At 71.5% G+C, this 12,871-nt stretch carries 9 protein-coding genes; 6 read left to right on the top strand and 3 right to left on the bottom strand.

The window, feature by feature from the left end; all coding sequences use genetic code 11:
* The first annotated feature begins 78 nt into the window (after positions 1 to 78).
* The 4 genes from xylB to ACF09K_RS12325 all read left to right on the top strand — a co-directional run bounded on the left by xylB (position 79) and on the right by ACF09K_RS12325 (position 6,033).
* Positions 79 to 1,524 carry a xylulokinase gene (gene xylB / locus ACF09K_RS12340; protein WP_392242807.1) on the top strand — a complete coding sequence of 482 codons (1,446 nt, stop codon included), beginning with the start codon at positions 79 to 81 and terminating at the stop codon, positions 1,522 to 1,524.
* Between the two features lie 14 nt (positions 1,525 to 1,538).
* Positions 1,539 to 2,747, top strand: coding sequence for an ROK family protein (locus ACF09K_RS12335; protein ID WP_392242806.1), 1,209 nt, complete (start codon positions 1,539 to 1,541; stop codon positions 2,745 to 2,747).
* A 327-nt stretch (positions 2,748 to 3,074) separates the two neighbouring features.
* Positions 3,075 to 4,343: a GAF domain-containing protein gene (locus ACF09K_RS12330; protein ID WP_392242804.1), complete on the top strand. Its 1,269-nt coding sequence runs from the start codon at positions 3,075 to 3,077 to the stop codon at positions 4,341 to 4,343.
* Between the two features lie 166 nt (positions 4,344 to 4,509).
* Positions 4,510 to 6,033: an aldehyde dehydrogenase family protein gene (locus tag ACF09K_RS12325; protein ID WP_392242803.1), complete on the top strand. Its 1,524-nt coding sequence runs from the start codon at positions 4,510 to 4,512 to the stop codon at positions 6,031 to 6,033.
* A 151-nt stretch (positions 6,034 to 6,184) separates the two neighbouring features.
* On the opposite strand, the gene ACF09K_RS12320 is transcribed toward ACF09K_RS12325, so the two are convergent.
* From ACF09K_RS12320 to ACF09K_RS12310, 3 genes are all read right to left on the bottom strand, one after another.
* Entirely contained in the window at positions 6,185 to 7,369 is a 1,185-nt protein-coding gene (locus ACF09K_RS12320) for a P1 family peptidase (protein ID WP_392242801.1), read from the bottom strand.
* A 189-nt stretch (positions 7,370 to 7,558) separates the two neighbouring features.
* Positions 7,559 to 7,744: a polysaccharide lyase family protein gene (locus ACF09K_RS12315; RefSeq protein ID WP_392242799.1), complete on the bottom strand. Its 186-nt coding sequence runs from the start codon at positions 7,742 to 7,744 to the stop codon at positions 7,559 to 7,561.
* A gap of 383 nt (positions 7,745 to 8,127) precedes the next feature.
* Positions 8,128 to 8,823: a hypothetical protein gene (locus ACF09K_RS12310; RefSeq protein WP_392242798.1), complete on the bottom strand. Its 696-nt coding sequence runs from the start codon at positions 8,821 to 8,823 to the stop codon at positions 8,128 to 8,130.
* 1,257 nt (positions 8,824 to 10,080) lie between these two features.
* Here ACF09K_RS12310 and ACF09K_RS12305 point away from each other — a divergent pair.
* Positions 10,081 to 10,686 carry a lytic polysaccharide monooxygenase gene (locus ACF09K_RS12305; RefSeq protein ID WP_392242796.1) on the top strand — a complete coding sequence of 202 codons (606 nt, stop codon included), beginning with the start codon at positions 10,081 to 10,083 and terminating at the stop codon, positions 10,684 to 10,686.
* A gap of 1,081 nt (positions 10,687 to 11,767) precedes the next feature.
* Complete coding sequence (locus ACF09K_RS12300) at positions 11,768 to 12,598, top strand: hypothetical protein (protein WP_392242794.1); 831 nt, start codon at positions 11,768 to 11,770, stop codon at positions 12,596 to 12,598.
* Positions 12,599 to 12,871: the final 273 nt, after the last annotated feature.

Genomic DNA, 12,871 nt, shown 5'->3' with positions numbered 1-12,871 from the left:
CGTTTACAAATTAGTATGCGGAAGCATCTCTGGGAAGTCAGATCCCGCGGAGCCGCGGAAAAAGTTAGGGAGATCCCGATGTCAGCAGCCGAGGGTCCGCTCGTCGTCGGCGTGGACACGTCCACCCAGTCCACGAAGGTGCTGGTCGTCGACGCGGCCACCGGCCAGGTCGTCGCGAGCGGCCAGGCACCGCACACGGTGACCTCCGGCGCCGGCCGGGAGAGCGACCCGCGCCAGTGGTGGGACGCCCTGCACGAGGCCCTGCGCCAGTGCGGTGACGCGGCCCGCGAAGCGGCTGCCGTGTCCATCGGCGGACAGCAGCACGGGCTCGTGACGCTGGACGGGCACGGCGAACCGGTGCGCCCGGCGCTGCTGTGGAACGACGTGCGCTCGGCCCCGCAGGCCCGCAGGCTGACGGAGGAGCTGGGCGGCGCGAAGTTCTGGGCGGAGCGCACCGGATCGGTGCCGGCCGCCTCCTTCACGGTCACGAAGTGGGCGTGGCTCGCCGAGCACGAGCCCGAGGCCCTGCGCGCGACCAAGGCCGTACGCCTCCCCCACGACTACCTCACCGAACGGCTCACGGGCGAGGGCACGACCGACCGCGGTGACGCCTCCGGCACCGGCTGGTGGGCGTCCGCGACCGAGGCGTACGACGACGGGATCCTGGCCCACGTCGGCCTCGACCCGGCCCTGCTGCCGCGCGTGGTGCGGCCCGGCGAGGTGGCGGGCACCGTGCGCGACGGCCACGACCTGCCGTTCTCCAAGGGCACCCTGGTCGCCGCGGGCACCGGCGACAACGCGGCGGCCGCGCTCGGCCTCGGACTGCGCCCCGGCGCCCCGGTCCTGAGCCTCGGCACCTCGGGCACGGTGTACGCCGTCTCGAAGCGGCGCCCCACCGACCCGACGGGCACGGTGGCCGGCTTCGCCGACGCGCACGGCGCCTGGCTCCCGCTGGCGTGCACGCTGAACTGCACCCTCGCCGTCGACCGCGTCGCCGCCCTGCTCGGCCTCGACCGCGAGGCCGTCGAGCCCGCCGCCGGTCTGACGCTCCTGCCCTACCTGGACGGCGAGCGCACCCCGAACCTGCCGAACGCCTCCGGCCTGCTGCACGGCCTGCGCCACGACACCACCGCCGGCCAGCTGCTCCAGGCCGCCTACGACGGTGCCGTGCACTCCCTGCTCGGCGCGCTCGACCTGGTCCTCGACGAGGACGCGGACCGTTCCGCCCCGCTGCTGCTGATCGGCGGCGGCGCCCGCGGCGCGGCCTGGCAGCAGACCGTGCGACGGCTGTCCGGGCGGCCCGTGCAGATCCCGGACGCCAAGGAGCTCGTGGCCCTGGGCGCCGCGGCACAGGCGGCGGGCCTGCTGACCGGGGAGGACCCGGCCGCCGTCGCCCGGCGCTGGAACATCGCGCGGGGCCCGGTGCTCGACGCCGTGGAGCGGGACGAGGCGGCCCTGGCCAGGATCGCCGGGGTACTCTCCGACGCGTCCCCGCTGCTGGAGCGGGACACGGACACCCACTGAGGATCGACGCAGGCATGAGCGCACCGCCGCACGAGGCCCGCCCGGCCGGTCCCGGGCGGACGCTGCCCGACACCCAGCAGGGCATGCGCCGCCGCAACCTCGCCCGGGTGATGCACGCCGTCAGCGCCGAGGGACCGCTGTCACGGGCGGCGGTCGCCACGCACATCGGTCTGACCCGTGCGGCGGTCTCGACGCTCGTCGACGAACTCATACGCACCGGCCTGATCGAGGAACTCGGCCCCGAGCGGCCGGGCAGGGTGGGCCGGCCCGGGTCGGCACTCGCGATCAGCGGGCGCGGCCCGGCGGGCATCGGCGCGGAGATCGGCGTGGACCACCTCGCGGTCTGCGCCGTCGACCTGCGCGGCGAGGTGCGGGCGCGCGCCGTGCGGCACGGCACGAACCGGGGCCGCGCCCCGGGACCGGTGCTGCGGGAACTCACCGCGCTCGTGCGCCGGGTCGTGGCCGACGGGGAGCGTGAGGGGCTGTGGCCGGCGGGGCTCGCGGTGGCCGTCCCCGGCCTGGTGGGCCGGGACGCCCGCACCGTCGTCCGCGCCCCGAACCTGGACTGGCAGGACGTCGATCTCGGCGCCCTGCTGCCCGACGAGTTCCCGCTGACGGTGGACAACGAGGCCAACTTCGGGGGTCTCGCGGAACTCTGGCTCGGCGCGGACACGCCGCGGGACTTCCTGCACGTCTCGGCGGAGATCGGCATCGGTGCCGCACTCGTCGTCGACGGCAGCCTGCTGCGCGGGACCCGCGGTTTCGCCGGGGAGCTCGGGCACGTTCCGGTCCGTCCCGACGGGCCGGACTGCGGGTGCGGCAGCCGTGGCTGCCTGGAGCAGTACGCCGGCGAGGAGGCGGTCCTGCGCGCGGCCGGCCTGGAACCGGACGAGGACCGCGTCGGACTGCTGGCCCGACGCGCGGCGGACGGCGACGAGCAGGTGCGCGGGGCGCTGCGCGAGGCGGGCACGGCGCTGGGCGTCGCCCTCACCGGGGCCCTCAACCTGCTGGACCCGGAGGCCGTCGTGCTCGGCGGGGCCCTCGCCGGGCTGGCGCCCTGGCTGCTGCCGTCCCTGGAGTCAGAACTCGCCCGGCGCACGGCCGGCCCGCCCTGGCCGGTGTCCGTCTCCCTGCTGGGGCCGGAGGGCCCGCTGCTCGGCGCGGCGCACTCCGTGGTGCGGGCGGTGCTGGACGACCCGGCGGGAGTGGCGGGACGGGGCTGAGCACCCGGGGCCGCGGCCCGACGCCTGCCGCCTGCCGCCGGGTCTTCCAGCACGGCCGCCGGGTCGTCCAGCACGGTCCGCTGCCGCCTGTCGCCCGCCGCTCCTGCCGCCTGCCGCTGCCCGCCGTGCGGACAGGGCCGGAGGGTGAGGGAGTCCCCACGGGCGGCGTCCCCTTCCTGTTTCCCCTCGTCTCCCTCGGGCGTCTCTCTGGGGTTGCGCCTCCCCCTCGTCCCCTCTCCCTCTTTCGGGTGACCCCGGTCCAAACGGTTGTCGGGACGCACCCCCGGCGTGACGATGTCCCCAGCCGCATCGCCTCCGGAGGACGACGTGACCGATCCCTGGGTGGCCCTGGAACCGGGGGCCGACCCCGCCGAACGTGTACGGACACTGCGGCGGGCGCACGACGCGTTCACCGAGGCGGGCCGGGTGCCGCGACCGGTACGGTCCGTGGTGGCCGACTCGTGGCGGCGGTCGGCGCGGGCGGGCGTCGGGCCGGACGGCACCGCGGACGTGGAGCTGACCGACGCGGACCTCGGCTCCTACCGGGCCGAGCATCCGCTGGCGCGGGTGATGCCGCTGTTCCGGGAGTTGATGGGCACGTTCGCCGCCGACGGAGAACATCTCCTCGCGGTCTGCGACGCGCACGGCCGGCTGCTCTGGGTCGAGGGTCACCCGGCGACACGGCGGCGGGCGGGGCGGATGAACTTCGTGCCGGGCGCGCGGTGGTCGGAGACCGCGGTGGGGACGAACGCGCCGGGGACGGCGGTCGCCGTGGACCGGCCGGTGCAGGTGTTCGCGGCCGAGCACTTCATCCGGCGGGTGCAGCCGTGGACGTGCGCGGCGGCGCCGGTGCACGATCCGCGGACCGGGCGGGTACTGGGCGCGGTGGACATCACCGGCGGCGACGGGCTGGCGCATCCGCACAGCCTGGGCTTCGTCCAGGCGGTCGCGCGGGCCGCGGAGTCGCACCTCGCGCTGCTCGCCCCGGAGCGGCCGGAGACCGACCCGCCCGAGCTGACCGTGCTGGGGCGCGACGAGGCGTACCTCACCGCGGGCGGGCGGCGGATCAGGCTCAGCCGACGGCACAGCGAGATCCTGGTGCTGCTGGCCCGCCATCCGGAGGGCCTGACCGGGGACGAGTTGCTGTGCGCGCTGTACGAGGACGAGTCGGTGACGCCGGTGACGCTGCGGGTCGAACTCGCCCGGCTGCGCGGGGTGCTGGGGCCGGGACTGCTGGCCTCGCGGCCGTACCGGCTCACCGTCCCCGTCGAGTCGGACGTCACCGTCGTGGAACGGCGGCTGGCGGCCGGGGCGGTCACGGCCGCGATCACGGCGTACACCGGGCCGCCGCTGCCGGCGTCGCGGGCACCGGCGGTGGTGCGGCTCCGCAGCCGCCTGGCCGACGGTCTGCGCGCCGCCCTGCTGGCCGGCCGGGACCCCGACCTGCTCGCCGACTGGGCGCACGCGCCGTGGGGCGAGGACGACATCGACGTGTGGCGGGCGCTGGCAGCGGCACGACCGACGGCCGCGGTACGGGCCCGGCTGGCCGCCCTGGAGTCGGAGCTGGCGGCGCCGGCGTCGTGGACGCGCCGCTGATCACCGGCCGCCCGCCCGCTCCGGCACGGTCGGCGGACACTCCACCGGAACGCCCCGGTCCGGTCGCGGCCGCGCCCCGCGCAACGTGCATGCAACGTCGGCCTGCCTAGCCTCGCGCACAGAGCTGTCCAACGGCGGGCAGCGCTGCTGAGGGAGGCCCTCCACCATGACCCGTTACGCGGCGCCCGGAACCGACGGCGCGATCGTCTCCTACCAGACGCGTTACGACCACTTCATCGGCGGCGAGTACGTGCCTCCGGCCCGCGGCCGGTACTTCGAGAACCCGTCCCCGGTGAACGGGCAGCCGTTCGCCGAGGTGGCCCGCGGCACGGCGGAGGACGTGGAGCGGGCGCTCGACGCGGCGCACGCGGCCGCGCCGGGCTGGGGCCGGACGTCGGCGAGCGAGCGCTCCGACATCCTGCTGAAGATCGCGGACCGCATGGAGGCCCACCTGGAGCCGCTCGCGGTCGCGGAGAGCTGGGAGAACGGCAAGCCGGTCCGCGAGACGCTGGCGGCGGACATCCCGCTGGCCATCGACCACTTCCGCTACTTCGCGGGGGCGGTCCGAGGGCAGGAGGGTTCCCTCAGCGAACTCGACGAGGACACGGTGGCGTACCACTTCCACGAGCCGCTCGGGGTGGTCGCGCAGATCATCCCGTGGAACTTCCCCATCCTGATGGCGACGTGGAAGCTCGCGCCGGCCCTCGCCGCCGGCAACGCGGTGGTCATCAAGCCCGCCGAGCAGACGCCGGTGTCGCTGCACTACTGGATGAGTCTGGTCGCGGACCTGCTGCCGCCGGGCGTGGTGAACATCGTCAACGGCTTCGGCGAGGAGGCGGGCAAGCCGCTCGCGTCCAGCCCGCGGGTGGCGAAGGTCGCGTTCACCGGTGAGACGTCGACCGGGCGGCTGATCATGCAGTACGCCGCGGAGAACCTGAAGCCGGTCACGCTGGAACTGGGCGGCAAGTCGCCGAACATCTTCTTCGACGACGTCTGGGAGAAGGACGACGACCTGCGCGACAAGGCCCTGGAGGGCTTCACGATGTTCGCGCTGAACCAGGGCGAGGTGTGCACCTGCCCGTCGCGCGGGCTGGTCCAGCGCGGCAACTACTCCGAGTTCATGGCGGCCGCCGTGGCCCGCACCGAACTGATCAGGCCCGGACACCCGCTGGACACCGACACGATGATCGGCGCCCAGGCGTCCGGCGACCAGCTCAGCAAGATCCTCTCGTACATCGACATCGGCCGGCAGGAGGGCGCGAAGATCCTCACCGGTGGTGAACGAGCCGACTACGACGGCGAGTTGAAGGACGGCTACTACGTCCAGCCGACCATCTTCGAGGGCGACAACCGCATGCGGATCTTCCAGGAGGAGATCTTCGGCCCGGTCGTCTCGGTGGCCTCGTTCGACGACTTCGAGGATGCCGTCAAGATCGCCAACGACACGCCGTACGGCCTCGGCGCCGGCGTGTGGACACGGGACATCAACACGGCGTACCGCGCGGGACGGGCCATCCAGGCGGGCCGCGTCTGGACCAACTGCTACCACGCCTACCCGGCGCACGCGGCGTTCGGCGGCTACAAGCAGTCGGGAATCGGCCGCGAGACGCACAAGATGATGCTGGAGCACTACCAGCAGACGAAGAACCTGCTGGTGTCGTACTCACCGAAGAAGCTGGGCTTCTTCTAGGACTCACATCGCTTGCCTGGAGCCGCGATCGCCCTCCAGGCAACTTCCACAGCACTTACTTTGCGTCACGACATCAACACTTAGAGTGAGTGCGCGACCGTCGAACGAGCCTCCCCGGACCGTACACGTACCGATGGGGACTCCCCTGCTGTCACGGCTGCTTCCGCCGCAGGTGCGCGCAGGCCGAGGGGTAGGTGTCGCAGTAGCTCTTGTACTGCCGCACGGACGTGGCCTCCAGCATCGCGTGCGCGACGGCCCTGGAGAGGGTGTCGGCCGCCGCAGAGCCGATCCGGGTGAGGGCGCCTGTGTCGTCCGGCTCGTCGTTCGACAGGCGCCGGCCGGTGCCGGTGGACACGGAGAAGATCGTGTCGCCGTCGGAGAGGGTGTGCGAGGGGTTGAGCGCCCGGGCCAGTCCGTCCTGGGCGGCGGCGGCCATCCTGGTCAGCGCCGCGTTGTCCATCCCCGCGCTGGTGGCGACGACCGCGATCGTGGTGTTGCGGCCCCGGTCCGCCCCGGTCTGCGGCACCCCCGGGGCCGGCCGACACTCCGCGCGGGAGGGCCTGCGCAGTCCGGCGAACTCGTCGCCGATGCCCGGTGCGGCTCCCAGCAGGGTGCAGTCCCTCGGGTCCACGGGGCTTCCGAGGGCATTGACCACGACGAGTGCCCCGACGACGGTCCCGTCGGCCAGTGTGACGCTGGCCGTTCCCACGCCTCCTTTGAGGGTGCTCGCCGCGGCGAGGGCTCCTGTTCCGGCACCCACGGTGCCCTGGCGCACCGGGCCGTCCTCGGCCGCCTCCATCGCCCGGTATCCCCAGGAGGCGGTCGGCCGTGCCCGGTTGCTGCCCCCTCGTCCGATGTCGTAGATGACCGCTCCCGGCACGATGGGGAGCGAGACCCCTTTCCGGTCCTCCAGCCAGTGCATCGCGCCGACGCCGACGTCCAGGCCCCAGTCGCTGCCACCGGTCAGGACGATCGCGTCGACACCGGGGTTGGCGTTGACGGGGTCGAGGGTGTCGGTCGTCCACGTTCCAGGGGATCCGCCGCGTACGTCGACGCCGGCGAGCGCCTTGTCCGGCATCTGGACGACGGTCGATCCGGTGAGGTAGGGCGGTCGGGTGGACTGCACCTGACCGACCCTGATGCCGGGGACGTCGGTGACGGCGTTCAACGGACCCGGCACGGGGGCCGCCGTCGCGCCCTTCGTCCGCCCGGCGGCCCGGGAGGCTTCGGCGCCGAGCACGAGACACGAAGCGGCCACCGCGCAGACCGACCCCATCGCCAGCAGACGGGTGCTCAAGAAGACCATGCCGACCTCTTCTCCGGATCGTCCGGCCATGCCGGAAACCGTGCCGCTTGGTGGCGGCGCGCAGAAAGCTAGCGGTCCGAGGTGTCGGGCGACCGGCGGCACGCCAGGGGGTGGGCCGTCCGGGCATCGGCATCCGCCCGGGCGAGGCAGCCGGCGGGGCGCCGCGCCCGGGTTGTCGTGATGAGGGTGCCACCGGCACCCGCCCGATGCGCAGCGGGTTCACGAGCGGGTGGAGGGCTGCGTCGATGCGGCGGGCGCCGAGGACGTCCAGGAGTTGACGTTCACCTGGGGCCGGCCGCCGATAGGGCCGACGGTCAGGCCGATCCGCGGGGTGCGGGCCGCGGCCGCCTGTGCCGCGATGAGCTTGAAGTACACCAGCAGGCTGTCGTTGACGTCCTTCTCCACGCAGCGAACGCCGCTTGCGGCGGGTGACGCCACGGATGCCGCGTTCCCGCATCACTCGGGCGATGCGCTTGCGCTTCACGCGCCGCCCCGGACTTGATCAACGCGGTGTCGTCGCGGGCGAGGACAGTGCCACGGCGGTAGGGCCGGACCGAGGAACCCGCGCCGGCCTCCGCAAGCGCCGGATCCGATGTCGTACTCGTCAGTGGTCGCAGTCGTTCTTCCCGTCCACCTCGGGCACGTGCTGCAAGAGCTGTCCGCCGTCAGACCTCTCGCACCGTTGGACGTACGCGACGGTGTCCACGGTGACCGCATGGAGTCCGACGCTGACGAACTCGCTGGGCGCCGGCCCCAAATTCTTGCGCCGTCGATCGCGGCCGGCGCATTCACCAGGGCCAGTCCCAGTCCTTTTCGCATCCGAACGCCTGCGACACGATTTCAACCTTTTCGCCTTCCGGCGTTTCAGCCCAACACGTTCTCTCACCGGAGGAGGGAACATACAGCCATAAAATCAAAGCCGCGACGACAAGAGAGAAAGCACTCCCGATGATTTTCAGCATCATCAGCTTGGACGAGACATCATCGGTTATCTCCCTAAGGCTCTTCACCACCCGGGTCTCGACGATATGCGAAGCAGTGCAATGCACGCTCCCCCTGTCCCCATCAAGGAGAACCAAGAGGTGAATCACTTGCTTGGGCTGAATGAGTGAAGGCCCGATCCGTAGACAACTTCGCGAAAAGAGGATGGGCGGCGTCGGCGCAGAGACCGGGAGAACTTCAGGAGTGACTGAAATGACAGGCTGCCCCAAATCGAATATCAACGATTCATCGCCGCTATGAAAGTCACCCGGCGTGATCGCCTTGCGCCCGTCATTCTTTATGGAGAGGCGGCAGAACCTGGGTTTCTCCACTCGCACGGCGTCGCTGAACACCTGGACATTCGGCGCGTCATCGGGCAGCAAGGAGGTCCCCGAGCTGACCTGCCAAGAGATCCGCCGTCGAGGATTGGTGGCCACATAGGCCCACCACCCACTGAGGAGCGCCACTATGATTCCACCAATAAAAGAGAAAAGCATGTTCAAGGAATCATTGGACCAGAAGTATCCAGCAGCATACATTCCCGTTCCCCCCCCCATCGGAGAGGTCCATCCTAGGGGAAACCCGCCCCGCGACGGGGCACAGCCCCAGGATCCGCTCATAGGCCTCGGGCCGCTCACGAGGTCAAGATCGAGTCGTCCGAAGCGGACCGACCGCAGAAGCGCTGGAAGGGATCTCCCGCAAGCGAAAGTCAACACCGTGCGACGGTGGCGCAATCGTTCCGGGCGGAGCGACAGTCGAGCGCAGAACAAACCAGCCTTCCGCGGGCATCAGGGCCTCATTTGATCATGGCGCAAAACGCCATGTCCGCTCATCGAGAGGGTGAGCAGCTTCCGCGTGGACGGCGCCTCGACTGCCGACAGTGCGGTTCCTCACCGACGAGAAGCCCCACCGGATGTCAGGTCACGATCTCGCGAGCCACGAGTGGAACCTTCGGCCCTCAAGGAAGCGCCTGTGACGGATCGGTGGTGATCCACCCGTCGCGAGCGGCACTCGACCCCACGGCTTGCCGAACCCAGATCCGGACCATGTCCGGACCAGCCGTCCGCAGCTTGCGGCGACCGCGGCTTTCCTGCTGGTCGAGCGACGTCCGAGCTCTGACCCCCAGCAGACGAAGAACCTGCCGGTGTCGTACTCGCCGAAGAAGCCGGGCTTCTTCTGGACGCGCGGGAAGGGCGCCCGACCTGGGTTCTGACCCGTCAGGCGCCCTTCGCCGGGCCCGTTCCCGACCGGGCCCGGCTCGTGCGCCGGCTCCTGGTTCCTCCCACGGTCGCGCCCCTCCCGGCCAGTGCCTCCGGACCAGTCGCGGACCACGCTCCCGGTCCGCCCCCCGGGTACGTCACCTTGGTCGACGCGCCGCCACTCGTTCGTGGACCGCTCAATGAAACGGTTCGCCTGCTTCCGAAGACCGTCAAGGAACGTGGCGGCACGCGGGCGGGCGGCACGGGACCGGTCCTCTGCCTGCCGTTCGGGTCGCGGGGACGCGTGCGGGGCCGCACAGGCCGCCCTGCGCAACTCGCGAGCCCCGGGTCGGACTCCCGACTCGCGGCAGATTCCCTGCTCACCGCCCACCCCTGTGATCAACTTTGACCGTTTCATTGACATTTCATCCGGAGACCCTCATGTTGGGAGCGCTCCCATAACAGCTTGCCACTGGAAGGAGTTCCCCCCACATGCGCAAACAGATTTCGTTAGCCGGGCGTTCACGGTCGCCCCTCCGCCGGCCCCTCCAGGCGCTCGTCATGCTGTTCGCCGTGGTTGCCGGCGCACTGACCTGGTCGGCCCCCGCCCAAGCCCACGGCACCGTCGTCGACCCCGCCTCCCGCGCGTACCAGTGCTGGAAGACGTGGGGCAGCAACCACACGAACCCGGCCATGCAGACCGAGGACCCCATGTGTTGGCAGGCCTTCCAGGCCAACTCCGACACCATGTGGAACTGGATGAGCGCGCTCCGCGACGGTCTCGGTGGTCAGTTCCAGGCGCGGACCCCCGACGGGACGCTCTGCAGCAACAACCTCTCGAGGAACGACAGCCTGAACAAGCCCGGGCGGTGGAGGACCACCAACGTCGGCAACAACTTCTCGGTCCACCTGCACGACCAGGCGTCCCACGGCGCCGACTACTTGAAGGTCTACGTGAGCAAGCAGGGCTTCGACCCCAAGACCCAGAAACTGGGATGGGGCAACCTCGACTTCATCACGCAGACCGGCCGCTTCGCCCCGGCGCAGGACATCACGTTCCCCGTCCAGACCTCCGGCTACACCGGACACCACGTCCTGTTCGTGATCTGGCAGGCCTCGCACCTCGACCAGGCCTACATGTGGTGCAGCGACGTGAACTTCGGCTGAGCCGGGGAGCGCCGCACACGGCACCGGCCTCGGCCGGGCGCCGGTGACCCGCCGCCCGGCCGACCGAGCCCCGTCGGGGCAGGGGACCCATGTGGCCACCCTGCCCCGACGGGGCTTCCCGTGCTCGATCCGGACCAGGTGCCGGCCGACTCGGCTCAGCGGCAAACGATTCCCCCCTTTGCCGCAGGTCAGGGGCGGCGGCGAGCGTGCAGCACGGGCGGACGAAGAACCCTCTGGTGTCCTACTCGCCGAAGAAGCCGGGCTTCTTCCGGGTTCCGTCCGGCCGATCCCGGGTTGTGGGAGGATGCCGCCCGTGGCTTACATCCGAAGGGGCCGTGCCTCGTAGAACACCGGCTTCACTTCGGCCGCGGGAACGCGGCTGGGGCAGCCCCTGGGTGCGGTGTCGCGATGTCCCGGGTCTGTCGGGAGCGGCGAATGCCGCTGTCCGTGTGCTCGAACGGGAGCGGTTGTCTCCGGGCATCGTGGCGGTGGCGCTGAGCGTGTGGTCCGTGCGCGTCCACGGCACGAGGCGCCGGTGGAGACAAGCGGAGACGGAGTTCACCTGCCCCTGCTGCGGTGAGGGTTGGGCCCGGGACAAGCTGCGAGACGCTCTGTTCATGCTTCCGCCGAGGGCCGCCGGCGAACTTCGGGTGCAGGTCGAGCGCCTGGACGCGGTGCTCCTCGGGCGAACGCATCACGAGCCGTCAGAAGAAACGGAGTCGGCGTGGTGGCATCACAGGTGCTGACCGCACCGGTGTCGCCCACCGGTTCGTCGACTCTCGCGTGACCGGTCGGGGAACCGGCAGGGGCGGGGTGGCGACGTCCGGAGCCGCATCACGGCCCTCGTCCGGATGTGCCCGGAGCCACTCGGTCCCGGGGGGCGGGAGGTCCGAGGAGCTGTCGACCCTTCGGTGTTCGGACAGAGCGCGTCGTCCGCCATCGCCGCCCTCGAGGCCGGGTCCCCACGGGGCTGCCGGGGTCGGGTCGGGTCGGGTCGGGTCGGGTGCGAGAATGCCGTCCTTGAGCGAACACGCACGGGCTCGCGCCGAGGTACGGGCCGCGTCGGGAGTCGGGGGTAACCATGGCGGTGGTCATGTGTCCGTTGTGCAGTGACGACGAGGACGTCGAGATGGTGGGTGTCCTCGACGACGGACGCCGACTCGTCAGACACCGGTGCGGCTTCGAGTGGAAGCACCGGGTCGCCGTCACCCCCCGGGGGAATTCCCCCCGCTCCTTCAGCGACCTCAAGGCCCGCTTCCCGAAGCCCGAGGACGTCGAGCCCCGGTGGCGGGAACGGGCGGCCCGGCTCAAGGAGCGGTACCTCGCCACCAGACCGGGCTTCGACCCCGAGGTGGCGGCCTACTGGGCGAAGTACCGGCAGATCTTCTCTCCCGAGGGGCTGCGGACGAGTGACCCGAGGCTCCTCAAGGACTTCGCCAACTCCGACGTCGGAGCCCACCCGGGCAACCAGGCGACCTTCAACTCCGCCTGGAACGCCATGGGGGACACCGCGGCCGGGGAGGCCACGAGCAAGACCATCGCGTACCTCCTGCACGGGCCTGCCGACGTCCCGGTCGAGGACCGGCTGCAGCAACTCCTGAGCGGCACCCAGCCGTTCGCCATGACCGGCTTCAAGGAAGCCCTCCTCACGAGGGTTCTCTGCGTGACGGAGCCCGAACGGTTCCTGTCGATCCTCAAGTACACGACGGAGGCGGGCGGCAAGCGCGAGATCGCGCGGCTGGTCTACGGTCTGGAGCTGCCGACGCCGGAGTCGGTGAACTGGACGCTCGGCCGGCTCATCCTCTGGAGCAACGACCTCCTGCGTGCCCTCGTCGGCGAAGGGTTCGCCAACCAGCAGCACTCCGCCGCGTTCCTGTGGTGGGCCAAGGACCAGCCCGACGGGCCGCAGTAGGCGAACGTCTCTGCCGGTGGGGAAGGCCGTGCGGGCAGAGACCTCGGGCGTCGGTCACGCGGAAGCGTTCAGGGCATCGGCGCGCGCCCGGGTCCGCCGGTCCCGGGCAGCCCCGGGGCGACCGACCGGCAGACGGGTGCCGATCGGCCCCTGTGCTGCCCGGAGGGGCTGACGCCGCTCCCACGGACGGGCACGCACGCCGAACCGGTGCCGCCGCGCCGCGCCGTACCCGTCGGGGCCGGGGCGCATCCGCCCGCGTCTTCTGCCGTTCCG

Origin of the sequence: Streptomyces sp. NPDC014882, assembly GCF_043081325.1 — a bacterium.
Classification (GTDB): domain Bacteria; phylum Actinomycetota; class Actinomycetes; order Streptomycetales; family Streptomycetaceae; genus Streptomyces.
This window is presented reverse-complemented; position numbering and strand designations above follow the sequence as displayed.

What these genes read in the sequence shown, in the direction of transcription:
- xylB (WP_392242807.1), top strand. Translation starts at nt 79, where the DNA reads ATGTCAGCAGCCGAGGGTCCGCTCGTCGTCGGCGTGGACACGTCCACC.
- ACF09K_RS12335 (WP_392242806.1), top strand. Translation starts at nt 1,539, where the DNA reads ATGAGCGCACCGCCGCACGAGGCCCGCCCGGCCGGTCCCGGGCGGACG.
- ACF09K_RS12325 (WP_392242803.1), top strand. Translation starts at nt 4,510, where the DNA reads ATGACCCGTTACGCGGCGCCCGGAACCGACGGCGCGATCGTCTCCTAC.
- ACF09K_RS12320 (WP_392242801.1), bottom strand. Translation starts at nt 7,369, where the DNA reads ATGGCCGGACGATCCGGAGAAGAGGTCGGCATGGTCTTCTTGAGCACC.
- ACF09K_RS12305 (WP_392242796.1), top strand. Translation starts at nt 10,081, where the DNA reads ATGCTGTTCGCCGTGGTTGCCGGCGCACTGACCTGGTCGGCCCCCGCC.
- ACF09K_RS12300 (WP_392242794.1), top strand. Translation starts at nt 11,768, where the DNA reads ATGGCGGTGGTCATGTGTCCGTTGTGCAGTGACGACGAGGACGTCGAG.